The 25,546-nt window shown below is 42.8% G+C and carries 23 protein-coding genes; 9 read left to right on the top strand and 14 right to left on the bottom strand.

The window, feature by feature from the left end:
- The first annotated feature begins 41 nt into the window (after nucleotides 1–41).
- Nucleotides 42–1,007: a LacI family DNA-binding transcriptional regulator gene (locus ACZ5B7_RS02245; protein ID WP_464492460.1), complete on the top strand. Its 966-nt coding sequence runs from the start codon at nucleotides 42–44 to the stop codon at nucleotides 1,005–1,007.
- A gap of 302 nt (nucleotides 1,008–1,309) precedes the next feature.
- Complete coding sequence (locus ACZ5B7_RS02240) at nucleotides 1,310–2,599, top strand: NCS2 family permease (protein WP_464492459.1); 1,290 nt, start codon at nucleotides 1,310–1,312, stop codon at nucleotides 2,597–2,599.
- A gap of 100 nt (nucleotides 2,600–2,699) precedes the next feature.
- Here ACZ5B7_RS02240 and ACZ5B7_RS02235 read toward each other — a convergent pair whose 3' ends face one another.
- The 5 genes from ACZ5B7_RS02235 to ACZ5B7_RS02215 all read right to left on the bottom strand — a co-directional run bounded on the left by ACZ5B7_RS02235 (nucleotide 2,700) and on the right by ACZ5B7_RS02215 (nucleotide 9,080).
- On the bottom strand, nucleotides 2,700–3,197 hold the full coding sequence (locus ACZ5B7_RS02235) for a hypothetical protein (protein ID WP_464492458.1): 498 nt from the start codon (nucleotides 3,195–3,197) through the stop codon (nucleotides 2,700–2,702).
- A gap of 102 nt (nucleotides 3,198–3,299) precedes the next feature.
- Nucleotides 3,300–5,096, bottom strand: a complete 1,797-nt coding sequence (locus tag ACZ5B7_RS02230) for a hypothetical protein (RefSeq protein WP_464492457.1) — start codon at nucleotides 5,094–5,096, stop codon at nucleotides 3,300–3,302.
- Between the two features lie 236 nt (nucleotides 5,097–5,332).
- Entirely contained in the window at nucleotides 5,333–5,737 is a 405-nt protein-coding gene (locus ACZ5B7_RS02225; RefSeq protein ID WP_464492456.1) for a hypothetical protein, read from the bottom strand.
- 93 nt (nucleotides 5,738–5,830) lie between these two features.
- Nucleotides 5,831–7,462 (bottom strand): LPXTG cell wall anchor domain-containing protein, encoded by a 1,632-nt coding sequence (locus ACZ5B7_RS02220; protein ID WP_464492455.1) that lies wholly within the window; start codon nucleotides 7,460–7,462, stop codon nucleotides 5,831–5,833.
- 238 nt (nucleotides 7,463–7,700) lie between these two features.
- The gene (locus ACZ5B7_RS02215; protein WP_464494419.1) at nucleotides 7,701–9,080 is read right to left on the bottom strand and encodes an L-cystine transporter; all 1,380 of its coding nucleotides are present in this window, start codon (nucleotides 9,078–9,080) and stop codon (nucleotides 7,701–7,703) included.
- Nucleotides 9,081–9,409: 329 nt separating this feature from the next.
- Between ACZ5B7_RS02215 and ACZ5B7_RS02210 the strand changes: the two genes are divergently transcribed.
- The 5 genes from ACZ5B7_RS02210 to ACZ5B7_RS02190 all read left to right on the top strand — a co-directional run bounded on the left by ACZ5B7_RS02210 (nucleotide 9,410) and on the right by ACZ5B7_RS02190 (nucleotide 14,994).
- Entirely contained in the window at nucleotides 9,410–10,393 is a 984-nt protein-coding gene (locus tag ACZ5B7_RS02210; protein WP_464492454.1) for a Gfo/Idh/MocA family protein, read from the top strand.
- 106 nt (nucleotides 10,394–10,499) lie between these two features.
- Nucleotides 10,500–11,195, top strand: coding sequence for a response regulator (locus ACZ5B7_RS02205; RefSeq protein ID WP_464492453.1), 696 nt, complete (start codon nucleotides 10,500–10,502; stop codon nucleotides 11,193–11,195).
- Nucleotides 11,192–12,196, top strand: a complete 1,005-nt coding sequence (locus ACZ5B7_RS02200) for a sensor histidine kinase (RefSeq protein WP_464492452.1) — start codon at nucleotides 11,192–11,194, stop codon at nucleotides 12,194–12,196. Before ACZ5B7_RS02205 ends, ACZ5B7_RS02200 begins: the two co-directional genes overlap by 4 nt.
- 100 nt (nucleotides 12,197–12,296) lie before the next feature.
- The gene (locus tag ACZ5B7_RS02195; protein ID WP_464492451.1) at nucleotides 12,297–13,058 is read left to right on the top strand and encodes an ABC transporter ATP-binding protein; all 762 of its coding nucleotides are present in this window, start codon (nucleotides 12,297–12,299) and stop codon (nucleotides 13,056–13,058) included.
- Nucleotides 13,048–14,994 (top strand): FtsX-like permease family protein, encoded by a 1,947-nt coding sequence (locus tag ACZ5B7_RS02190; RefSeq protein ID WP_464492450.1) that lies wholly within the window; start codon nucleotides 13,048–13,050, stop codon nucleotides 14,992–14,994. Before ACZ5B7_RS02195 ends, ACZ5B7_RS02190 begins: the two co-directional genes overlap by 11 nt.
- A 43-nt stretch (nucleotides 14,995–15,037) precedes the next feature.
- Here ACZ5B7_RS02190 and ACZ5B7_RS02185 read toward each other — a convergent pair whose 3' ends face one another.
- The 9 genes from ACZ5B7_RS02185 to ACZ5B7_RS02145 all read right to left on the bottom strand — a co-directional run bounded on the left by ACZ5B7_RS02185 (nucleotide 15,038) and on the right by ACZ5B7_RS02145 (nucleotide 22,959).
- The gene (locus ACZ5B7_RS02185; RefSeq protein ID WP_464492449.1) at nucleotides 15,038–15,664 is read right to left on the bottom strand and encodes a histidine phosphatase family protein; all 627 of its coding nucleotides are present in this window, start codon (nucleotides 15,662–15,664) and stop codon (nucleotides 15,038–15,040) included.
- Nucleotides 15,665–15,683: 19 nt separating this feature from the next.
- Entirely contained in the window at nucleotides 15,684–16,211 is a 528-nt protein-coding gene (locus ACZ5B7_RS02180) for a DinB family protein (RefSeq protein WP_464494418.1), read from the bottom strand.
- Between the two features lie 162 nt (nucleotides 16,212–16,373).
- Nucleotides 16,374–16,961, bottom strand: coding sequence for a PepSY-associated TM helix domain-containing protein (locus ACZ5B7_RS02175; protein WP_464492448.1), 588 nt, complete (start codon nucleotides 16,959–16,961; stop codon nucleotides 16,374–16,376).
- 97 nt (nucleotides 16,962–17,058) lie between these two features.
- Nucleotides 17,059–18,312 carry a sensor histidine kinase gene (locus ACZ5B7_RS02170; protein WP_464492447.1) on the bottom strand — a complete coding sequence of 418 codons (1,254 nt, stop codon included), beginning with the start codon at nucleotides 18,310–18,312 and terminating at the stop codon, nucleotides 17,059–17,061.
- Nucleotides 18,313–18,321: 9 nt separating this feature from the next.
- Entirely contained in the window at nucleotides 18,322–18,993 is a 672-nt protein-coding gene (locus ACZ5B7_RS02165; protein WP_423800560.1) for a response regulator transcription factor, read from the bottom strand.
- Between the two features lie 86 nt (nucleotides 18,994–19,079).
- Complete coding sequence (locus ACZ5B7_RS02160; RefSeq protein ID WP_464492446.1) at nucleotides 19,080–20,246, bottom strand: ABC transporter permease; 1,167 nt, start codon at nucleotides 20,244–20,246, stop codon at nucleotides 19,080–19,082.
- Nucleotides 20,224–20,934 carry an ABC transporter ATP-binding protein gene (locus ACZ5B7_RS02155; RefSeq protein WP_464492445.1) on the bottom strand — a complete coding sequence of 237 codons (711 nt, stop codon included), beginning with the start codon at nucleotides 20,932–20,934 and terminating at the stop codon, nucleotides 20,224–20,226. Before ACZ5B7_RS02155 ends, ACZ5B7_RS02160 begins: the two co-directional genes overlap by 23 nt.
- A gap of 57 nt (nucleotides 20,935–20,991) precedes the next feature.
- Nucleotides 20,992–21,960, bottom strand: coding sequence for an efflux RND transporter periplasmic adaptor subunit (locus tag ACZ5B7_RS02150; RefSeq protein WP_464492444.1), 969 nt, complete (start codon nucleotides 21,958–21,960; stop codon nucleotides 20,992–20,994).
- A gap of 222 nt (nucleotides 21,961–22,182) precedes the next feature.
- A complete protein-coding gene (locus ACZ5B7_RS02145; protein ID WP_464492443.1) occupies nucleotides 22,183–22,959 on the bottom strand; it encodes a YhfC family intramembrane metalloprotease in 777 nt (258 codons plus the stop codon).
- 248 nt (nucleotides 22,960–23,207) lie between these two features.
- Here ACZ5B7_RS02145 and ACZ5B7_RS02140 point away from each other — a divergent pair, with 248 nt between their 5' ends.
- The gene (locus ACZ5B7_RS02140; RefSeq protein ID WP_464492442.1) at nucleotides 23,208–24,386 is read left to right on the top strand and encodes an SLC45 family MFS transporter; all 1,179 of its coding nucleotides are present in this window, start codon (nucleotides 23,208–23,210) and stop codon (nucleotides 24,384–24,386) included.
- A gap of 150 nt (nucleotides 24,387–24,536) precedes the next feature.
- Nucleotides 24,537–25,508: an NAD(P)H-dependent flavin oxidoreductase gene (locus tag ACZ5B7_RS02135; protein ID WP_464492441.1), complete on the top strand. Its 972-nt coding sequence runs from the start codon at nucleotides 24,537–24,539 to the stop codon at nucleotides 25,506–25,508.
- Nucleotides 25,509–25,546: the final 38 nt, after the last annotated feature.

Genomic DNA, 25,546 nt, shown 5'->3' with positions numbered 1-25,546 from the left:
ACTCTTCCTAATAATAGCAACGATGGAGAGTGTCTGACACCTTGACTAATATCAGAGATTTAGCAAAAATGGCCGGCGTTTCCGTCACAACGGTATCTAGGGTGCTCAATAATCACCCATATGTCAAAGAGGAAAAGCGCAAGGCTGTCCTCGATGCCATTAAGCAAAGCAATTACCAGCCAAATATTAACGCGGTTCATTTAAGCATGGGAAAAACCTTCCTTGTCGGTGTGGTGGTCCCATACATTGACCACCCCTATTTCGCTTCATTAATGAAAGGAATCTCCCATGAAGCATTAGCACATAATTATAATCTCGTTCTTTTCCAAACCAACTATAAGGAAGAAAGAGAATTAGACGCCTTGCAAATGTTAAAGCAAAAACAAATTGATGCGTTAATCATTTGTTCGAGAGCAAGCAGCTGGCCGTTAATTGAGGAGTTTCTTCCTTATGGGCCGATTATTCTGTGTGAGGATACTAGAGGTAAAAATGTGCCATCTACCTTTGTGGATCACTATCAAACCTTTATCTATGCGCTGGAATATTTAATTCAAAAAGGGCATCGAAAAGTTGGTTATTCCATCGGGAGAAAAACGGGTACAAACAGTAAGTTTAGAGAACTGGCATATAAGGCTTTTCTGAAAAAAAATCATTTGCCATATGACCCTGCTTTCATATTTGATAACTGTCTTTATTTTGAGGATGGAGAACGAGTCGTGGAAAAGATTATAGAAATGCCGGATGCTCCGACTGCTTTGCTGGTGACAAATGATGATGTTGCTGCCGGAATCGTCACCTGCGCAAGGAATCTGCAAATCTCCATTCCTAGAGACCTAGCGCTGATTGGCTTTAATAACCAGCCGATCTCTCAAATAATGGACATCACGACGATTGAAATCCCGCTTGTAGAAATTGGCAGAAATCTATTTCTTCAAGGAATCGAGGAAAATCAGGAAATTTCTTATCAGGAGATTCCTGTTAGATTGATTGAACGCGGTACAGTCTAATCTAAAGACTTGCGTTCAGTTGATGTGGCTGTACCCAAGTTTTCTTGAAAAAATTGTATCAATCTCCTTGACCTGAAACGCGTTTCATACTCTATCCTAAATTTTGTAATACCGCAGCACCTAGCTGGCGTGATCGGATTCTCGAGCGTTACGGTAGGTGCTGCAGGCAGCTTAGCTGGAAGCAAGCTCCTCTCTTGTTATTGTCATTTTCTGTGTTATAATATTCCCCGGCATAAGTTGATTCATAGAATTCTAACTTGATGCGGGCGGGAGAGGGACACACTAGAAAGTGTGATAAGAAAATGAAGGGAATTTTTAAACTTAGCGAGCACGGAACAAGCTTGAAGAAGGAAGTTATTGCGGGGGTTACGGCGTTCTTTTCCATTGTCTATATTATCGCTGTCAATGGAAGTATTCTGCAGGATGCAGGCATACCGTTAGAAGCTGGCATTATTGCAACCGTAATATCGTCGCTGATAGGCTGCCTGCTCGTGGCGTTTGTCGCCAACGCACCATTAATCATCGTTCCAGGTATGGGAATTAATGCTTTATTCACCTATACAATTGTCGGAACAATGGGGCTGAACTACAAAGAAGCATTAGCCGCGGTTATTGTCTCAGGCATCCTCTTTGTGGTTGTAGCATTTTCCAAACTATCGGTCATAATCTCCAGAGCTATTCCAACATCTTTAAAGGAATCCATTTCAGTTGGAATTGGCTTATTTATTGCCTTTATCGGCCTTCAAAAAAGCGGGATTATCGTCGGGAATCCGACGAACTTTGTAGCGATGGGCAACTTGGCAGCACCGATTGTTCTGGCGTCAATTATTAACCTAATCATCACATTGTTCTTATTTTTAAAGAAGGTTCCAGGGAATTTCTTGATCAGCATTATTCTAGGAACGATTGTCTCCTATTTTTTTGGATTAGTAGATTTCTCGGGTCTGCACACCAGCTTTATCTCCTTTACAGACTATAAAAACGTCCTGTTAAGTGCTGATTTTGGAAAAATAACGGCCCTTCCATTTTGGACTGCTGCTTTTTCACTGGTGCTGGTGCTGGTTTTTGAAAATATCGGCCTGCTTCATTCCCAAGTCGACGGGATGCTGCAAGCGCCTGAGAAAAACGGAAAATCCTTAAAGGCTATCTCCATTACCACGATTTTCTGCGGGCTTTTCGGTACGAGCCCTTCCGTTTCAACGGTTGAAACGGCAGCAGGAATTACCGCAGGCGGAAGAACTGGTTTAACGTCTGTTGTTACAGGGCTGCTTTTTCTAGCATCGCTTTTCTTCATGCCGTTCATCAAACTGGTTCCAGCAACGGCCATTGCACCGATTCTGATTATTATCGGGGGATTGATGCTGACCAATATCGTGAATATTGATTTCACGGATTTCACGGAGGCCTTTCCGGCATTTCTTGTCATCATCATGATTCCATTAACCTACAGTATCGTCGATGGGATTGCGTTCGGATTTATCGCATACCCGCTAGTTAAGCTGTTTACCAACAATAGACATCAGCTTTCTTTATCAATCTATATTGTTTCGATTCTGTTTCTGACTAATTTCTTGCTTCACGCAATAGGATAACCTGCAGGAACAGTTAAATATATAAAAGCAGAATGACAGCTATCGTCATTCTGCTTTCTATTTCTTTGATTCTAACTCCCAAAATCCAAATACCCCTCTTTTACTCTACGCTAGAAGTACTTGGGGCAGCATTCGGAATAGCAGACTGATAATTCACAGAGGAACGCTGTACTATTTGATGTTGAATAGATGGCCCTCCTTCAACAGATGCCTGGAAGTGGAAGACATTGGTATGGGCCAATTGGCTTTGAACCGCAAGACCAGAAGATTCGTTAGTTTGAGTATTATCAACACTCGCTTCTGTTGACTGGCCCTGATCGCTAACATTTGTGTTAGCTGACTGTTCTTGGCTCATTTCACTTGATCCGTTAGAAACCTGAGTTTGAACTCCTGTTGCGCTTCCGGACTGGCTCTCACCAGCAGCTGTTTGCAATTGTAACTTTTGCTTTTTAATTGAATCCATTTGTAATTGGTATTTACCGCCATAGATCGATTGATTTTGGCTAACGGATGAATCATTATCTTGAGCGAACGCGCTCCCTGCTCCAATCGTTAATAAAGCAACAGCTGCAATGGTTCCTACACTTTTCTTAAACATAACTTGTCCCCTTCCATCCTACGGATTAACATGAATAAGTATTAAAGAAAGCCCCATCCAGCGTAATACCAGATGGAGCTGAACCCAAATCAATGCTATAAATTAATTGGAAGATTGTGATTGTACAACTGTTGAGCCGGAAGATTGAGTTTGTGTAATGCCAGCACCAAATGCAGATGCCATTTGAGTGGATAGACCACCTGAAGTTTGTCTTTGAGTACCGCTGCCAGTTGCATCTTGCTGCTGAACAGTTTCATTTGATGCAGCTTGGGTTTGATCGTTACCTGCTCCAACCGCAGAAGCTGTTTGTGCTGTTCCAGTTGCAGAACCTTGGGACTGGTCAACATTACCTGCTGCAGCCTGACCTTGTGTTGTAGTATTTTCGCTAGCCTGTGACTGCTCGTTGCAATCTCCGGCAGCCTGTGCTCCTTGCGCTGTTGTGTTGGATGAACCTTGAGCTTGCTCAGCACCGGCAGCTCCAGCTTGAGATTGTTCTGCGGAATTTACTGATTCTTGAGCTTGTGCGTTTCCATCACCATCAGCCGCTGCAACTTGAGTTGTGTCAGTTGCTGCGCCTTGAGACTGTTCAGCACCAAGCGCGCCGCTTTGGCCTTGGGAAGTTTCATTAACAGCTACTTGCCCTTGTTCATTAAACGCACCGGATGCATCTGCGCCTTGTGCAGTTTCATTGACCGCACCTTGCTCTTGTGCAGCACCAAATGCACCTTCCTGATCTTGAGCAGTTTCATTGTAAGTGCCTTGGTATTGTCCATTACCAAGTCCTTCAGCATAAGCAGATTGCCCGGTAGCATTTGCTGAACCTTGTTCCTGAACTACACCGATACCAACGGCAGATTGGTCTTGATCAGTTACACCAATAACCTCTTGACCTTGCCCGTTGCCAACTCCAACAGCTGTTGCACCCTGACCGGACTCATTTGCGGAACCTTGAGATTGACCAATTAGTGCACCTACAGCAGATTGACCTTGAGTTGTTTCGGTTGCTGCTCCTTGGTATTGGTCGTTGCCTACACCGTAAGCTTCAGACAATTGGTTTGAATCATTTGAAGCTCCTTGTTCCTGGCCAATTAGGACGCCAAGAGCTCCTTGGCCTTGCCCCACTCCATTATAAACGCCCTGTTCTTGGTCATTCCATTTTCCTTCAGCATACTGGTCTTGGGTAGAATTATTGTCAGCACCTTGAGCCTGACCAATTAATAATCCGCCTGCCAATTGACCTTGAGCTGTTTCATTTGTGAAATCCTGATCTTGAGAATTATGTTTACCCAGTGACTCTTGTCCTTGGTAGCTGTCATTGGATGACCCTTGAACTTGACCAATCAATATTCCCAATGCGCCTTGACCCTGAGCACTTGTATTTGATCCAGTTTGGTTTTGGCTATTATGTTTGCCGATAGTTCCTTGGTATTGAGTAGTGTCATTGCTTGAACCTTGACCTTGACCAATCAATACACCTAAAGCTCCTTGACCTTGCAGAACAGTATCAGTTGAGCTTTGATTTTGATCTGTCTTTTTAGCGAAGGCAGCAAGCTGAATTTGTGATGATTCATTTGAAGAACCTTGGCCTTGACCAACCAAAACGCCAAGTGCTGCTTGCCCTTGAGCTGTAAATTTATCAGCTGCTTGGCTTTGAGATACTTTCTTTGAAAAAGCGGTGCCTTGGATTTGTGTTGCAGCATCACCTGCACCTTGGTTTTGAGAAACAAGGAACCCTCCACCAAGTTTGCCCTGCACTCTGGTTGAAGTCTCAGTTTGGTCCTGGTTTACACCATGTGCTGCAAATGCAGAGGTAGAACCTAGCAATGTTCCTGCAACTACTCCTACTCCTAAGATTCGTTTCCAGTTAAGTACGTTTTTTACTTTCTTATAATTTTCCAATTTCCATACCTCCACAAAAAAATTGGGAATTGTTAGTTCCTGAGATAAGTATACGATGACTGGAATTAATTAGAAAAACGCCAAATTCGGCGATTATTTCTTAATAACGAACGATTTTTGTTCTTTATTTAGCGAAATCTCCGTTTTTCTTAATTTTTTGTTTTTTTAAATTACCTTGTTAAAGCAAAAAAGCCCCGTTCACTTAGGGCTTTTATTAGGGGCTTTAAATTTTTGGATTATCGATATTCTGCACCAGAATTCAGAGGCCGATTCGGCTTAGAAATCCTCTTTTGTTCCTTAGGCAGCAGTTTGTTTATTATTCCAAATATACTTAATAACAGAAATAAAAATGTCAGTCCAAACCAAGCATAAGTTAAAGTTTTACGTGTTTTTTCTACTTGATCAGGATTCTTCTCATTTGAGGCAGGCTTTTCGCTCCCATAATAGCTAACCTTCCCGTCAACCCCATAAATAACAAGCCAGCTTTGGTCTGCCCAATTGTCTTTTTTGTGCTGCAGAACAATATCTGTATCCTGATCTTTCTGGGTTTGTTTCGGTCCATCCGACCAGCGCTGGGACCATGCAAAAAATAAAGCAATGGTTATGGTCATGCAGACAGCAATAAAAAAATTATTTTTCATTATGATTGCTCCTTACTAATAAATTCATTTTTCCATAAAACAAAACCCATATAGAATGTTTCTATATAGGTTTTGGTCTTTCAATCTGTTTAACTATTGATTAACTCTTCTACGCACTATTAACAGCAAACCTCCGGCTAATACTAATACCCCGCCATAAAGAAGGATATTAAAGTTGTTTGTAGCAGTCACCGGCAGTGAATACCCTTTTGCGGCTGGAGCAGCGGCCGTAGTTTTGATTACAGCAGGCTGTGAACTCACAGTTTGCACGTTATTAAGAACCGGTGTCTGCTGGCTGTTTCCATCTGTAGATGGTGTGACTGGTGCAGTACCTTCATTCCCGTTTTGCGGCGGTGTCCCCGGATTTTCATTTTCACTTGCCGGAGGAGTTACAGGAGTACCTCCATTATTACCATCTACAGGTGGGTTCTCTTCTCCCCCTGGTGGCTGGGTTCCTGGGTTTTCACTTCCGTCTGCAGGCGGTGTCTCTGGTTGCCCGCCATTGTCAGGATTTGGTTTCTCCTCAACTTGATTATTGATGATACTGGAGAAGAACGTAAGCCCTAGAAAACTGCTCATTGTTGCTTCGAAACGCTGCAGTTCTTTACTAAATGAAACCATTGCCGAATTTTCAACCACAACGGTTCCCCAATCAAACGTCTTTTCATACTTATGATTGGTTGGCTCTTCTTTCATTCCATCTACATCGTACATATGGGAATAAGAATCAACCAGCTTTCCGTTTACAATAATTTCTTGAAAGACTTTTACTATACTGCTTACTGAATCTTTTACAATTTCAATATAATTTTTTGTTGTTACATCTACACCTGTTTCAACAACCATTTGTTTTACTGTATTTAAGATTGAACTCTTTACTTCTGCCGTTTGGGTTTGTTCTACTTTTGCAGTGCCAGTGGTACTTAAATATTGTTGTTGTTGTGCCTCTATTGTCGTTTTCTGTTTCTGTTCGTCCACCTTTGAATCAAGCTGTTGTCTTTGGTCGACCGTTAATTCCGTTAACTGCGCCTGTTCAAATTCAGCTTGCTCATCTGCACTGATGGACTGTGATTGGCTCGTTGACGCATTGGTGCCTTGATTTTGTGTTCGGGTATCTCCCATTTCTAAGGTGACTTCCTGACTCTGTCCGGATGTAACATCCATCGCCTGCTTTTGTTCAGCTTCTGTTTTTTCAGATGATTCACCGGTTTGCAGCTGTCCTGCCTCTAGTTTCGTTGTCTGGCTTTGGTCCGCTTCTCCTTGGACATCACTTTCAATTTTGCCTTCACAGAAGGCAGAGGCGTTAACCGTCTGCTCTTGGCAGACTGTGCCATTGGCCATTTGATCTTGGACAACATTTACAGCACCGGTTACATCCTGGTTTTGGGTGCCTGTTCTATCAGTTGACTGGTTCTGGTTAACCTTTTTATCATCTGAAACAGCTTCCTTTTCTGTGTTTACCCTATCTTGACTGCCTTCAACAGAACTTGATGGCTCTTCAGGCAACGCAGCTTCATCCGCAGCACTTGCATCCTCTTTTGTATCTGATAAATCCAAGTTCGGTATGTTAACTGTTTCATTTAATCCATCAGCCGCATTTCCATTATCTTGTACAATTGCTTCTGGATTTGATAACACGGTTTCAGCAGCCTGCACGTTGATGATATTCAATCCCATTGTCGAACTATAAAGTAATAAGCAGGCAAGAATTATTTTTTTAAACATCCTTTTCCCCCCTTCATCCATTTATTTCTTTTGATATGTTCATTATAGTGAACAATCCATTCCGTGAAAAAGTTCGTTTTCAGCCATTTTTCTTAATACAGAACAGTTTTTGTCCATTTTAATGCATTTTTCTCCTATTTTCTTACTTTTTCATTATTTTGAACAATATGTTTAATATAGTGAACAAATCTTCCAAAAAAAGAGACTGTCGAATCAATTCGACAGTCTCTTAAATAATTTATGCTTCTACTACATTAGGCTGTTGGTAAACTTCGCTTTCGAATTCGCCGGTTGCCTTACTTGTTAATACTCCCGCAGTCATTGCACCACTGACGTTAAGGGCTGTACGACCCATGTCAATTAAAGGCTCAACGGAGATTAAGAGACCAACAATCGCAACTGGCAGGTTCAAGACTGATAGAACGATTAAAGCTGCGAAGGTTGCCCCGCCGCCTACACCGGCTACGCCGAATGAACTGATTGCAACCACAATAATCAGAGTGATGATGAAAGAAATGCTTGTTGGGTCAATACCTGCAGACGGCGCTACCATGACTGCGAGCATCGCCGGATAAATTCCTGCACAGCCGTTTTGTCCGATGGATAGTCCGAAAGAACCAGCAAAGTTGGCAATCCCTTCAGACACGCCAAAGTCTTTCGTTTGTGTCTTAATGGTCATTGGCAATGTTCCTGCACTTGAACGTGACGAAAAGGCAAACGTTAATGTAGGCATCCCTTTTTTCACATAGTTTACAGGGTTTAATTTTGCAAATGTTAAAAGTAATAAATGTACAATAAACATCAAGATAAGTGCTACGTAAGAGGCGACGACAAACTTTCCTAATTTTACAATCGCATCGTAATCACTAGTCGCTGCCACCTTTGTAATGATGGCCAAAATACCGTATGGCGTTAATCTAAGAATGAGTGTTACCACCCTCATGGTGATGGAATATAACGTATCGATTATTTTTGCAAAAAACTCAGCCTTCTCTGGTTCCTTGCGTTTTATCCCAAGATAGGCAACACCGATGAAAGCTGCAAAAATAACAACCGCAATTGTTGATGTTGGGCGGGCGCCTGTTAAATCTAGAAACGGATTGCTTGGAATGAGTTCAACGATTTGCTGTGGCAGTGTCATACTTTCAACGCCAACCACTTTTTCTTTCAATAGCTCATTGCGGGCATTTTCAGCATCCCCCGCCGTTAACTTTATTCCATCAAGCCCGAATCCGAGTGCAGATCCGATACCGATGGCTGCAGAAACCGCCGTAGTCCCAAGAAGAATGGCAATGACAAGAAAACTGATTTTCCCAATATTTTTAGTCAGCTTTAACTTTGTAAAAGCCCCGACAATCGATACGAACACTAATGGCATAACAACCATTTGCAGCAGTTTGACATAACCGCCGCCGACAATATTAAACCAGTTAATCGACTGTGTTGTTACTTCATGTGTTCCACCGTAAATAAGATGTATAATAAAACCAAAAACAAGACCTAAACCAAGTCCTGTGAACACACGTTTTGAAAAAGAAACATGCTTTTTTTGCATCATGAACAAGCCGAACATCAGCAAGAGAAGAACGACAACATTCACAATAATTAATATGTTAATCATTTCATAACCTCCTATTTTAATACTTTCAAATTTTAATGTATTTATTCCTATGAGTCAAGTCGGAATTACTAAACTATAAAGCAATTAAGTTTTTACTTTAATTCTATAAATTAGGGGCGCTCTCATAATGCATTTTATTATTTTGATATAATTTAATTGTTTCCAAGTGGACACATCTATAGATCATACTGATAACAAGCGACGCCCTACACTGTTCAAAAGTGATGCACGAACCGTCCCCATGCATCATTCCATGTTTCATTTGGCAAGTCCGCCAAAATACTTTATGATGTTAGGAGTATTTTGTTATTGGAGGACTTGAGCATATGAATATTGCTACTATTGGAACGGGTTCGATTGTGGATACCTTCCTTTCTGCATTAAATAATATAAAAGACGCCCAATGTGTGGCGATGTATTCCCGAAAGCAGGAAACTGCTCAACCGTTAGCCGAAAAATATCAAATCCCTAAAATCTATACCGATTTAGAAAAAATGTTCCAAGACCCAGGCATCGACTTTATTTACCTGGCATCCCCTAACAGCCTGCATTATGAACAGGCCACCCGAGCTCTCCAACATGGAAAGCATGTCATATGTGAAAAACCGTTCACATCGACCGTCGCAGAACTTGAAAGCTTGATAGCACTCGCCAAACAAAAGAATTTAATGCTGTTTGAGGCCATCACAACCATTCACCTGCCCAACTATCAACTCATTAAAGAAAACCTGCCAATGCTAGGGCAAGTAAGAATGATCCAGTGCAACTACAGCCAATACTCAAGCCGGTACGATGCCCTGCTTGCCGGGGAGACACCGAATGTATTTAATCCGAAGTTTTCCGGCGGCGCCCTTGTTGACATCAACATTTATAACCTGCATTTCGTGATGAACCTGTTCGGTACACCAGAATCCATCCGCTATACGGCAAATAAGCATGCGAACGGGATTGATACCTCAGGGGTACTTGTCATGAAATATCCTGACTTTATCGCCGAGTGCGTGGGAAGTAAGGATACACAAGGCCTTAACTTTGTCCTCATCCAAGGTGAAAAAGGATATATCCATGTTGAACATGGGGCAAATGGGTGTCAAAACGTCATCTTACATACCGACGGAACAGCCGTCACCTTAAACAAACAGACGACAACGAACAAGCTTTATTATGAACTGCTGGCCTTCAAAGAAATGTATAAAAATCAGGACTTTGACAGCTGCAATGAATTACTCGATTACAGTTACTCAGTCATGAAGATGCTAGTTGCAGCTAGAAAGGACGCCGGCATCGTTTTCCCAGCCGACCAGCCATAATTGAGAAAAGAGCCACTTCACAAGTCGGCTCTTTTTTTAATAGAAAAAAGGAAATTTTTACTATACTATGTAATTGAGGAAAAACCAAAATAAGTTGGTGATACCAATGTTTAAACTCTTATTGATTGAAGACGATGCTACATTATTCAACGAAGTGAAGGAACGGCTGAGCGGCTGGTCCTATGATGTGTATGGAATTACCGATTTTACCCAAGTCATGCAGGAATTCACAGCTCTCAAGCCTGATTTAGTCATCATTGATATCCAGCTGCCCAAATATGACGGGTTCCATTGGTGCAGGATGATTCGTTCTCACTCGAGCGTGCCAATTTTATTTTTATCATCACGGGATCACCCTTCCGACATGGTGATGGCGATGCAGCTTGGCGCGGATGACTTCATCCAAAAACCCTTTCATTTCGATGTCCTGATTGCAAAAATTCAAGCGATACTGCGCCGGGTTTATGATTACAGCAGCGACTGCCAAATCGAACTGAAAACCTGGTGCGGAGCGACAGTCGATTATCAAAAAAATACGGTCGGAAACGACGCAGGTTCAATCGAGTTGACCAAGAATGAAATGTTTATTTTAAGAGAACTTATTGATCAAAAGAATAAAATTGTCACTCGCGAAGCATTAATCAAAAGCTTGTGGGACGACGAGCGGTTTGTCAGCGATAATACCTTAACGGTGAACGTCAACCGGCTCCGCAAAAAACTCGATGAGCTTGGCATCGGACACTTTATCGAAACAAAAGTGGGACAAGGCTATATGGCGGTCGATGAGGCGCAACTGCCATGATAAAAAATTTTTTAATAGAACGGCGGAGCTGGATTCTGCTCATTTTATCCTTAGAATTTCTCATCATTTTTATCACCTACATTGATTCTGCTATCCCGTTTTTGCCCGTCCTGTATATGGTTTTTCTATCGCTCCTTATCTTTGCGATTTTCCTAACCGTTCGTTACCACAAGGAGACGAACTACTATAAAGGCCTGGAGGAATGGGAAAGCAGCCTTGATCTAACCGGCCTGCCAAAAGCCAGAAGCCCTTTTGAAAAAATTATTGAAAGAAGCGTCATCGTCCAAACCGAATCCCTAAAAATAGAGGCTTCCGCTAATCGGACGATGCTCGAGCAGGAAAAGGATGAACTATTATCCTGGATACACGAAGTGAAAACACCGTTGACAGCTATGTCTTTAATGATTGACCGCATGGAGGATGAAAAGCTTCGGGCAAACCTAAGATTTGAGTGGCTGCGAATTCATCTGCTACTCGACCAGCAGCTTCACCAAAAGCGGATACCATTCATAGAAAATGACTTATATATCGAAAAAGCAGATTTAAAAGTAATAATTTATTCAGAGATTAAGACGCTGCAATCATGGTGTATGCAAAAAGGGATCGGTTTTGATGTAGAGCTGGGCAACACCGAGGTGATGACAGATGCCAAATGGCTGGCGTTTATTCTTAGACAGCTATTAACCAATGCCGTTAAATACAGTGAAAAATCGGATATTCTCATAAAAAGCAGGAATCGGGATGGACGAGTCATTCTTGAAGTCACCGATTTGGGCCGAGGCATTGATCCACGGGATCTGCCCCGCATTTTTGACAAAGGCTTCACCTCGACGAGCAAACATCAAGACAGCGCGGCTACCGGCATGGGGCTTTATCTTGCAAAAAAGGTATCCCAGCCGCTATTCATCCATTTTGAGGTGCAATCCAAATTAGGAGAAGGCACAACATTTACGCTAATTTTCCCAAAAAGGAATGAATTCCACCATATATCAGGCATGTGACAACATTGTCACATGCTTTGCCGCATTTGTTCGGCGAAACGAAGGAAGTGATCCACACGCACCTTTATACTTAAGCTATCGAAATAAGGAGTGTGTCGAAATGCCAATTTTAGAAGCTAGTAAAATTTATAAAAGCTACGGCAACAAGTGGAATAAACAGGACGTTTTAAAGGGACTTGATTTAAGTATTGAAAAAGGAGAATTTGTCAGCATCATGGGTGCCTCAGGCTCCGGAAAAACAACGCTCCTGAACGTCCTTTCTTCGATTGACAAAGCAAGCAACGGTTCCATCAAAATAGAAGGTAACGAAATCACTCAAATGAAAGAAAAACAGCTGGCTGAGTTTCGGAAACATCATTTAGGGTTTATTTTTCAAGAATATAACCTTTTAGATACATTAACGGTAAAAGAAAACATTCTCCTGCCGCTGTCCATCACGAAAATGCCGAAAAAAGAAGCGGAGCAAAAATTTGCCGAAGTTGCTGAAGAACTCGGTATTTACGAGCTCAAGGACAAATATCCAAACGAAATTTCCGGCGGACAAAAACAGCGGACTTCTGCTGCAAGGGCGTTTATCCATGAACCGAGTATTATTTTTGCGGACGAACCGACTGGTGCGCTCGATTCCAAATCGGCATCGGACCTGTTAAACAAGCTTAGCGGATTAAATCAACGGCGTAATGCTACAATTGTTATGGTCACCCATGATCCTGTTGCCGCCAGCTTCAGCAGCCGGGTCATTTTCATTAAGGACGGGCAACTTTACACCCAGTTAAATAAGGGCGAACAGCCCCAGCAGGCCTTCTTTCAAGACATCATGAAAACACAAGCGGTGTTGGGCGGTGTTCAATATGAACATTAATCAACTGATTCTTCGCAACCTGAAAAAGAACTTAAAAAATTATTTCTTGTATGTGTTTGCGTTGGTCTTTAGTGTAGCTTTATATTTCGCGTTTGTTACACTGCAGTATGACCCGGCGATGACGGAAGCGAAAGGGACCATCAAAGGGGCCGCCGCCATTCGAACCGCTTCGATTTTGCTTGTCGCAATTGTCTCCATCTTTTTGCTGTATGCCAACAACATTTTCATCAAGCGGCGGAGCAAAGAAATCGGATTATTCCAGTTAATCGGGATGACCAAAGGCCGGATTTTCCGGATTCTCAGTGCCGAGAACTTTATCCTTTACTTCGGCTCCCTGGTGGTTGGCATCTTTCTCGGGTTTTCAGTGTCACGGCTAATATTGATGATTTTATTTAAAATTACCGGCGTTGATGCAGTAGCCAGCCTTCATTTCTCATCAGAGGCACTCATGCAAACAATGATTGTGTTTATCGTGATTTACCTGTTTATCATATTGATGAACTATCTATTTATCAAACGCCAAAGCATTTTAGCTTTGTTTAGGGTCATTTCATCGACAGAGGGAAACGCGAAAAAACTTTCCATGTTTCAAAACGTTATTGGAATTCTTGGATTAGTGCTGATTGCCACCGGCTATTATGTTTCTTCCAAGCTGTTCGGCGGAGATTTTACCACCATGCCGGTATTATTTGCGGCGATGACGGGAATTCTCGGATCAGTCATTATCGGAACATATTTGTTTTATAAGGGTTCGGTCAGTTTCATTTTCCAACTCATCCGCAAACGGAAAGACGGCTATTTATCAATTAATGAAGTGATGTCGCTGTCCTCCATCATGTTCCGAATGAAATCGAATGCACTTGTTTTAACGATTATCACGACTGTATCGGCGCTGGCGATCGGTCTATTATCATTATGCTATATCTCCTATTATTCTGTTGACAAAACAGCCCAAAATAATGTGGCAGCTGATTTTGCTTTTGTTACCGAAGGGGATGCAACGAAATTTGAGACCGCCCTGGACAATTCCGGAATCGACTTTCATGACAAACGTATTGAGGTTATTCAGGTCAGCGCAAACTTGAAGCCAATCCTAGAACGGAGTTTGGAAGGAATGATGGTTGACCCTGCCGACATGCCTATGTCAGTCATCAGCGACAGATCTGTAAAAAATGTTGATGCAGCACCGGGTGAAACTATTTTTACCGGCTATAGTGATTTGCTGCAGAAGTTTATGACCTTAAAGGATTCAGGAACGATTGAATTTAAGGGGCTTCATCAAGTGATTCCATTAAAATACTCGGGACTGAAAAAAGAGTTCGTCATTTCCTGGTACTACACAGCTGGCGGTTCACCGACTGCCATTGTTGATGATGCTGTTTTTCAGCGATTGAAACAGGATTTGGATCCAAAGGTTCAACAAAAATCATCCCTTTTCATTGGAATCAATTTAAAAAACGAGGGACAGCTTGAAAAAGCAAATAAGATTTTTACCGGACTTCAGTTTACTAGCGAGCATGGAAATGATTCCCGCCTCAACCTGATCAAAGAACAGAAGAAGACAATGGGGCTGGCCATGTTTATCGTTGGCTTCCTTGGGTTAACCTTTCTGATAACTTCCGGCTGCATTCTTTATTTTAAACAGATGGGTGAAAGTGAAGAGGAAAAGCCGAATTATACGATTTTACGAAAACTTGGTTTTACACAAGGGGATTTGTTAAGAGGAATTCAAGGAAAACAGCTCTTTAGCTTTGGCATTCCGTTAGCGGTTGGACTTGCACACGGTTATTTTGCGGTTCAATCCGGTTGGTTTTTGTTTGGTGCAGAGGTTTGGACACCGATGCTGGTTGTGATGCTATTGTATGCGGCACTATACTCCATTTTTGGTGTCCTTTCGGTTGCTTATTACAAAAAGGTTATTAATGAAGCTCTTTAATAAAGAAATGGCCCTCAACCTTTTTTGGCGGGGCCATTTAGGATTAGATTTCAACCTTTGGCACAAATATTTTTTCGTACTGATAGTCCCCATCCACTTCGTCAATCTTGATGACAGAGGCATTTTCAATCGGCTTGAAATTGATTAAATCTTCGACCGGCGATTCCATCAGAAAAGCCAGCAGCATATGCATAAAGGCTGCATGCGTAACAATCACAAGGTTATCGTAGCGCTGCTGCCGCTTAAGGCGGTCAACGACTGTGTTCATAAACATGGTCGCGCGCAGATATACATCAGCAAGGGACTCCCCATTTTGAAAGCGAAAATAAAATTGCCCCGCCGCTTTATATTCCTTTTTAGCCTCCGGAGTCCGGTTGTTGAAATCATAAAGATTGCCAAGCTCCCATTCTCTTAAAAGAGGATTTTCCAAAAATGGAACCTCAGCCGGAAGCAAGGAATGAATCGCCTGGGCGGTTTGTTTCGTACGCAAATAAGGGGAACTGTATAGTACTGTCTTACCATTTACGTTTGTCTTCATGAAATCGGCCGTAACTTGGGCTTGCTTGTGACCTAGCTCTGTCAAACTATGCTGGGAATCGTGCGTATGCGCCATCACGTTCCTGTCAACGTTATGCTCTGATTCGCCGTGACGGATAACATAAATATTCAAAATCTCCACCTCTAATTTCTTAGTTTTTCACCTTTTTAATCATTTTTTTAATAAGTCGAATCTGACCTCTATGGTTGAGTTCATCTTCAAATACATGAAACCATTTAAAATAATTATTGGCCGGCTTGTTCCACCAAAATGGAGTCTGCTCAAATAACCATTGGTCCGGCAGGGTTTTAAACTTTTCAATGGTGGCAGCCCGGACTTCTGCTAATTCCTTTAAATAATAATCAATGGAATAACCTTTGATTTCTTGTGCGGGTCTCCCGAGGTCTAGTGCTGGATTAAAACGGGCAACTTCTTCATCAGTTAAATCGTCGCGATTTTCAAAGGTGACAATTTGGTACACTTTTTCAACTGCAGCAAAATGGGCGAGCAGCATACCGATGGAATTGGCATCCTCGTCATAAAGAAAATCCAGCTCCTCGACGGTAAGATCCTTTACTTCTTCAATCGTTGTAGCCCTTGCGTAGTCCATCATTGAAACTAGTTTACTGAATTCTGGACCCAGTCCATCCTGTTGATCAATGATTAATATTGACTCCATATCCTTTATCAAATCTGTTTTCCTCCACTAGCCGAAAATTCATTCTTCCTTTTATTCGGCATCTGGCATTCGATTTCCTGTTAATTTTATGCAAAATAAAGAGACACATCGTTCAGACGTGCCTCTCCCATTTTAATAAACTATCATGTTTGCTTTTCCTAATTAGAGCACCGCATTATAAGGATCTTCCTCACGTCTTCTCCTTTTTCTCTCCGCACCTAGGACTTTAAGAGAAAGATAGATGCCTGAACCTGTTAGAAACATCATCGCAATGGCTGTCAAATCAATCAGCCACTTGACATCAGTATTTCCGATTCGCCCTTCATGAAGCCCCCTGATGATGCCAATAGCAGAAGTTTGGCCTGCACCTTCACCGCGGAACCCTCTCGTGAAGTTTCCGTTTCCGTTAAACCTGCCAGCCCCTCCTTGGAATTGGCCGTTTCCGTTCTGCCCCTGCATTTGGTTACCATCTTGTCCTTGCATTTGATTTCCGGATTGCCCGTTTGGTTGTCCTTGGTTGTTATCGCCCGCTTGGCCTTGCATTTGGCGATTAAACCCTCCTTGAGTCTGTCCAGCTCCGTTTGTAAAACCTTGTCTAAATTGACCAGGCTGGAAATTGCCGCGCTCTCCCATTTGTGTCTGTCCGATCAACCATGGTTCATTCATAAGCAGTCCTGTGAGCGACTCCATAAAGATTAACACAGAAGCTATTAAACCAATCCATAAATGCGCTTTTCTCACTTTTTTCATTTAAAGTTTACTCCCTTCCATATGCTTGTACCCATTAGATACCCTCATTATGAAGAGCTTTCCTTAAGATATTCTTAAAAAAATTAAAGAACCCAAATTAATTTTTTTGGGTTCTTGGAAAAACAATTTCAATCGATGTACCTTTACCGAGCGAGCTGCTCACTTTGACCTTGCCGTGATGCTTGTCGATTATCCATTTAGCGATGGATAATCCAAGCCCCGTTCCCTCAGCGGAAGTCCGAGCTTTATCGCTTTGGAAAAAGCGGTCAAATATACGCGGGATGTCCTGCTCCGGAATGCCAATCCCAGTGTCGTTTACAGTAAGCGCAATGCTTGAGTGGCTTTGCAGACAAGACAGCTTGATCTGCCCGCCTTCATTTGTATACTTCATCGCGTTGTCCAGTAATATAACAATGAGCTGGTGAATCCTTTCCTTATCCCCGTAAAAAGCAACGGGCTCAGGTGCCTGTAAATGTATTGTTTTTTCTTGATATAAAGCAATATCTTCAAATTGCAAAAGGATTTCTTTTAAAAGCTCATCGATTTGAAACTCTTGCTTCTTCATTTCCAGTTGATTGGAGTCAGATCTTGCCAGCGTCAATAAATTGGTCACTAGCTTGGAAAGCCTGCGTGATTCCTTCGAAATAGTAGAGATATCATGAATTTTATCCTGGATGGTAGCCTTTGGATTCCGGAACAGCACATCGGTTTTAGCCTGGATGACTGCCAACGGCGTCCGCAGCTCATGAGAGGCATCCGAGACAAATTCCTGCTGTTTATCCCAGGCCTTCTTAATCGGGACAAGAGCCCTGCCAGCAAGGAAATACCCGGAAGCCAGCGCGCAAACGACACCAATACCGCAGCCGATTAAGATAATTAATAACAGCCTATTTAATAATTCTTTTTCCGAATTGACGTTGCGGATGAATTGCACGGTGATTTTTCCGGCTGTAGTATTCACATCAAAAGCGATATATCGGTAGGAAAACCCTCCTGCTACCACATCCTGCAAGGAATTTAGTTTTTTCGGCCGAATCTGCTCCTCTTTACCCGAAAACAACTCGGTTTCACGGCCTTGTTCTCCGATCAGCTGTTTACCTTCGCCCTGCCACAATAAGGTCATGATCCTTGGGTCCCGTTTCATGAACCTAGGGCCGGGAGAATCATGATCATCATCGTCAACGCCTGGCTGCTGTTGAAAATGATTAACAGATTCCATTAACGACCGGTTTACATCCTGATATAATCGATTATCGGTATAAAAATAAATAATGCTTCCAAGAATGCTGATTAAAACGATGAAAACCAGCGAATTTAACAAAGTCAGCCTAATATGTGTGCGCCTGAACATATACTGCCCCTATTCCTCGTTCAGCATATAGCCGACACCGCGAATAGTCTTAATATCGGAGTGGTAGCCGCATGGTTCCAACTTTTTCCGAAGATGATGCATAAATACCTCGACTATCGCGATGGTGGTGTCGGAATCAAACCCCCAGACACGGTCATAGATTTGTTCTTTTGTTAAAATCGCTCCCTTGTTCTGGATCAGAAATTCAAGCAGCTCGTATTGCTTGGCCGTGAGCTTAATGGGTTTGCCGTCCACCACAATATCCCGTTCCCGGCCCAGTAATTCAATTCCCCGGTATTGAATGGTTTGGTTGGTCGTTAAGCTCCCGCTCCGTCTTAATAGCGCACGGATCCGTGCCTTTAATTCCGCTGCTTGGAACGGCTTCACTAAATAATCGTCCCCGCCGCTGTCTAGTCCTTTTACGCGGTCCTCCAAGGAGTCCCGTGCCGTTAAAAAAAGAACCGGAATTTTCAGGCCTTCCCTGCGAATGGTTTGGAGGACTTCAAAACCGTCAATCTCCGGAATCATCACATCCAATACAATTGCATCATGAATGTTTTGCATCGCTAAAAACAAGGCATCTTCTCCGTTGGCTGCCTGGTCCACTTCAAATTCATCGGATAATAGCTGAACAATGGATTCCAGCAAGGAGAGATTATCCTCTACCACTAATAAACGCATAAATGAACGCTCCCAAAATATTTATTAAAATTATTATATAGGAAACAAAGCGGCCGCAAAAGAAAGGCCGCTTAAATCCAAACTTTTTATTCGTATCTTAAGGCTTGAATAGGGTTTAGTTTTGACGCTTTATTGGCCGGGAACACCCCGAAGATGACACCAACCACCAGCGAGAAGAGGAACGAACCAATCATCACCGAAGAGGTGAATGACACTGTTAAACTAAACAGCGATGAGAGCAGCTTTCCTAATCCCACGCCGACAAGGATCCCAATCAATCCCCCGACGCCGCTTAATACAACCGCCTCAATCAGGAATTGCAGCAGCACATCTCGCCGTTTGGCGCCAATCGCCTTGCGGATCCCGATTTCCTTCGTCCGTTCTGAAACCGAGACGAGCATGATATTCATGATTCCAATCCCGCCAACAAGCAGAGAAATTCCGGCGATTCCGCCCAACATCATCGTCATCGTATTCGTTACGGAGCTCATCGTATCCATCAAATCCTTTTGGTTAGTGACGCTGTACGAATCGCTTTTGTTTGGATACATGCCAGCAAGCGCCAGTTTCACTTCATTCATGACCGAATCCATTTGGTCCTCGCTTTTTCCTTGTAAGTAGACCTGGTTAATGGTTGTGCTTTTCACTAAGCGCTGACCAGTGCTAAGCGGAACGATAATGGTGTTGTCGCCGCCCTGTCCCATTGAACTTCCTTTTGATGCGAGCACCCCGACAACTTTAAAAGAAGTTCCTTCTATTTGAATGTATTGCCCGACTGGGTTTTCCGCTCCAAAAAAGGTGGAGGCTGTTTCCGAGCCAATCACAGCAATTTTTTGCCGATATTCAATATCAAGGTCGGTGATAAAACGTCCTTGCTTAACCTTTGTGTCGCGCACATCCGAATAAGCGGCGTTAGTCCCCGTCACGGATACCTGCGAAGCGGTTTTATCCTTTTTCACATTGACACGGCCCGAAACAACAGGAGAAATGGCTTTGACACCATTCAATTTACTAAGTTCACTGATTTTATCTTCCGTTAAAGCTAAATCCGTTCCAAACGTATTGATGGTTAACAGGTTTGTACCAAGCTGATTAATCCTGCTGGTAACGTTCTGGGCCGAACCTTGGGCAATCGACACAAGCACAATCACCGAGGATACCCCGATAATCATCCCCAGCATGGTGAGGGCCGATCTGAGCTTATTGCTTTGGATACTGCGGAGTGCCATTTTAATAGATTGCCATATTCCCAATCAGCTCACCCCCATTTTCCAAAAGCTGTCCATCTTGGATGCTGACCATTCTCCCTGCCTGCTTCGCTATGGCCAAATCGTGTGTAATCAAAATGATGGTATGGCCTAATTCGTTAAGTTCTTTCATTAAGCTAAGAATTTCCTTACTTGTCTTGCTGTCAAGGGCACCAGTTGGCTCATCGGCAAGAAGGATGGAAGGATTTCCGGCCAATGCTCTGGCAATTGCAACCCGCTGTTGCTGACCGCCGGATAGCTGGGTAGGCAGGTGCCCGGCCCGCTCCTTCAAACCAACCTTGCTTAGGCTTTCCATTGCTCTTGCTTTCCGTTCCTTTGCCGGAACACCTGCATACAACAATGGCAGTTCGACATTTTCAAGAGCCGTTAATTTTGTTAACAGATTAAAGTTTTGAAAAATAAAGCCAATTTTTTGATTGCGGATAACCGCCAACTGGTTATCATTCATCTTGCCAATGTCCTTGCCATCCAACAAGTACTTTCCGGACTGGGGACGGTCAAGACAGCCAATCATGTTCATCAAGGTTGACTTTCCCGAACCTGACGGGCCAATGATCGCTAGAAATTCCCCTTTTTCAATTTCGATAGATACATTGTTTAAGGCATGAACTGTTTCGCCGCCAAGCTTATAGGTTTTCATTAGGTTGCTGATTTGAATGATTGGTTGACCCATTACTGACTACTCCCTTCTGAGGCGTAAAATTACGGAACGGAACCATTTGCTCACTCATTAGTTCCCGCTCCTTTCTCCGCCGGACCGCCATTGTCCACCACCGTTGTTGCTGCGATTAAAACCGCCCATGCCGCCCATGCCTGCTCCAAATCCACCTTGCATCATTCCGCGGGTATTGGTGGTAGACGAGCTGTCTGTCGCCAATTGAGGCAACTGAAGGATATCCCCGTCTGAAACACCTTCTGTGATTTCTACATAATCTTCATTTGCTAAACCTGTTTTTACCGTTTTTTGTTCTGATTGACCGTTAGAGCTGTTTGAAGCAACGATGACATATTTCTCTCCATTTGCTGTATGGACGGCATCAAGAGGAACATAGAGGGCATCCTCTTTACTTGCAGTCAGGATACTTGCCTCTGTGCTCATGCCGACTTTCAGGTTATCGATTTGATCAAAATGGATGGTGGCATCGAATGTGGACACCCCATTGGATGATGTCCCTTCATTAGCCACCGCCGATACTTTTCCTGTGAAAGTTTGATCAGGCAGCGCATTTACCTTTATGTTTACCGCTTGTCCTACTTGAATCTTGGTTATATCCAGCTCATCGACCTGTACGACGGTTTGTAAGTCTTTATAGTTCGTTAAGTGGGCAACAACCTGTCCTTGTGTAACCCGATCACCTGCTGCAATGGAAAAAGATGTGATCATACCATCTGCAGGTGCCGTGACAGGGTCGCTTCCATCTGTATAGGTGATTAATTCTTCACCTGATTTTACTTCCTCACCGGGAGACCACAATACTTCATCGATTATTTTATTGTTTTCGTTTGACTTAATATCAGTACTTGTCACCGGCTGGACCGTACCTGATCCGCTGATTTTTACTTCTAATTTTCCTTTTTGGACGGTGGCGGTCCGGACTTGTGCCGATGCCGTTTGTGTGGCGTTTTTAGAGTTATACCACTGATATCCGACATACCCCACAATCAGCACACTAATTGCAATAAGGATCCATTTTTTCATCTTTGCTTACTCCTTTTCATATCCGGCAGCGCCCCAGCCGGAAACATATTTTTGGATAAGCCTATTATCAAATCCCTTCCTTAACTTTTCCTTAAATAAATGAAAACTCGCCGATTGGCGAGTCCGATAGGACGGTTCATGAGGCATAGTTAAATTATGCTTTTCTTTTAGCAAAAAAAGACCTGAGCCGCTCTGGGTCCAGGTCGCTAATTTTCTATTATTCTATTTTCCGGCCTCAAGAAACATTGTTTTGGCTCTTTTGATAAACAAAAAGGAAAAAATCGCGACGACTGCAAGGTATCCTTCGATAATCCACAGGTTCGTAAATTGGCCGACTTGGGCAAATACGATTGGGAAGTCAATTCCTGCATGGATGAGAATAGCCAAAATCACATAGGTAAATTTCTTTTTTGCAACACCCAATAAAACCAGTAAACTTAATGCCATTTGTAGGATAACTGCAAAGAAACGCTCTAGAGCAGCCAAGTAATAATAACTTGGCCCCTGATTTAGGATCCCCTCTTTAATGGTTTCCAACTGGTCGCTTGGCAGTTGAGCCATTGAGCTTTCAAACGTTCCGGCATTGAGCATAAAGGAAAAAACCAAAGCCTGACCGCAAACCATCAGCATAAGGAGAATTGCCTCAATCCCACCCCAGCCAATGGCAAACGAGATTCCGCCTTTATAGTCATGGAATTTTTTCAAAAGCCATGTAAATAATATGAATCTACCTAATTCTTCAAAAAGCCCTGCCGCCAAGGCGCCGTATGTTCCCCATGCCCAAGGATGGTCGGCGTAATTTGGGAAGCTTGTGATTACGACCACATGCAAAATCTTTTCGAGCACTTGGGTGAACACAATAAAACCAACTGCCCCTAAAATTACAGGCTTTGCAGACACCCCAGTTCTCTTTCTATAAAACAAAATCAATCCAATAAATAATACAAACGAAAAGATAATTGGCACAAACATCGCAATAATCTTTGCCGTACTTACCATTTCAATCTCCCCTTTGAACCCTCTATTTTTACTATTATCATTCTCAATAATGATAATAATATCTTTTCTAATATCTGTCAATTGCTTTTTGGAAAATTTCTTTTATTGGGCTCTTCCCTATCAAGCTATGAAAAAATCAGGCAAAAGAATGAAGGTGCGGCATATGATAATAACATTCGTATGAATAGGTTTATGAGGCACGCTTTCGATATAGGGCAAAAGAATCAGCTGCCGAGGGAGGTTTTCTCTTGCGAAAAACATGGCTGTTAGGGTTCGGATTTTTCAGCATTAGTATCGGCTGGTCTTTGTATAACGGCTTTGTCCCTTTCTTTCTCAACGATTATCTGGAAAGCACGGCTTTAATTGGCTTTCTCATGACGATTGATAATTATTTCGCCCTTTTTATACAGCCCTATGTAGGCAGCCTCAGTGACCGGACCGAGACACGCTTCGGAAGGCGCATGCCCTACCTGCTTATCGGCATTCCACTCGCAGCCCTCTTTATCGCGCTAATTCCTTTCCATCATAATCTTTTCACGTTAATCCTTTTCATGGTTGGTATGAACTTATCAATGGCCATTTTCCGCTCACCCACCATTGCCCTGATGCCCGACATTACACCAGAATATCAGCGTACCAAGGCGAACGGGATCATTAATTTCATGGGCGGCCTAGGGGCCATCTTGGCCTTCAGTGTGGGGGCATTTTTGTTTAATGTTCATGAATCCTTGCCATTTCTGTTGGTGGGGATGGTTTTAATCGTTACGTTATGGGTTCTGTTTAAAAATATTAAGGAAAACCGTGATTCTTTACCGGTTACCATGTCGACTGCTTCTAAGATAGATTACAAAGGCGAACTGAACTCACCGACGATTTTTTTACTGGCGGCCATTTTCTTTTGGTTTGTGGCGATTCAGGGGATGGAGGCGTTGTTTACCTTGTATGGGGTAAAAGAACTTGGCTTGTCGAGAAGTGATTCCGCCTTCTCGTTAGCATTCTTTTCATTAAGCTTTGTCCTGTCCTCTATTCCAAGCGGTTTTTTTGGCGCTAAATATGGGGAGAAAAAGGTGATTTTAATAGGAGTCATCGGGTTATTCTTTGTCTTTCTCTTCTTAAATTGGGTAGACTCTGTGTTTGTCTTGAGGTTCTTTCTCGTCGCCGGGGGAATGTTCTGGGCTTGCATCAATATCAATGCTTATCCTTATGTGGTTTCAACGGGGAGTGAACACAGAAATGGGACCCGAACCGGCTTATATTATTTGGTTTCCTCCCTTGCTGCCATCGTATCCCCGCCAGTTTTAGGTCTGCTGATTGACCACTTTGGATTTAGGATGTTATTCTTTGCAGCTGCGGTAAGTATGCTGTTTGCGTTGGCCTGCATACTTAAAGTTAAGAATCTGGAGTCGGTCTCTCATTCAGTTCATTAAGATTCCTGGTTGGATTGTCCGTAAATTTGAACATTCTGTGACAAACCATAAAAATATTATCAACCATTAGTACCAGGTGTTAATTAACTCACTGCATTATGGAAACCCTATTGCTACAATGAGAAGGTGTAAATTCCTTCAAAATTAAAAATGAAATGGGGTTTTTTCTTGAATTTCCCGCAATTGAAAATAGGTCACATGATGCCCAAATTTCCTATCATGCAAGGCGGTATGGGAGTAGGAATTTCTTTAAGTAAGCTGGCATCAGCAGTTGCAAACGCAGGGGGCATTGGAATTATCTCAGGAACAGGGATTACGGTCGAGGAAATGAGATTGCATATTAGAAAAGCGAGGGAAAGTATAACGGGCACTGGTTATATTGGTGTTAATGTTCTATTTGCCATGAATGACTTTGCGGAAAAAATGAAAGCAGCCATTGAAGAAAAGGTTGATTTCATCATATCAGGAGCAGGAATTTCAAGGGATATGTATGCCTGGGGTAAAGAAGCGGGCATTCCCGTCATTTCGATTGTTTCTACAGCAAGGCTTGCGAAGATGTCTGAACGCCTTGGGGCTTCCGCTGTTGTGGTTGAGGGTTTTGAAGCCGGCGGGCACCTTGGTACCGACAGGCCTTTATTCGATATCCTGCCAGAAGTAATAGACGCAGTGAAGATTCCTGTCATTGCTGCCGGTGGCATTTTGACAGGTGCGGACCTCGCTCGCGCCTTAAAGATGGGAGCATCAGGAGTCCAAATGGGTACTAGGTTCGTAGCCAGCGAAGAGTGTGATGCACCGTTATCATTTAAGGAAAAATATGTTCATGCCCGTCAGGAAGATACGATTTTGCTCAAAACCACAGTTGGCCTCCAGGGACGTATGATTAAAAACCATTTTACCGAACTCATTTCAGATGAGAAAAAGGTGAAAATAAAGCATTGCATTGATTGCCTGAAGAATTGTTCTTATCGTTTTTGCACACTGGATTCGTTGATTACATCCATGAATGGGGATAGTGAGAACGGCCTTGTTTTCGCTGGTGCAAGAGTCCATGAAATCAAAGAAATCCTGCCGGTCAAAACCATTATTAGCAACATTATGAGAGAATACGAAGCTTGTGTTTGAGTGCATGGGGACGGTTCTTCTGCCTCTTTTTAAAAAAT

The sequence above is a fragment of the Neobacillus sp. S1115 genome, from assembly GCF_055385565.1.
Note: the sequence above shows the minus strand (reverse complement) of the source record. Positions and strands in the feature narration are given on the sequence as shown.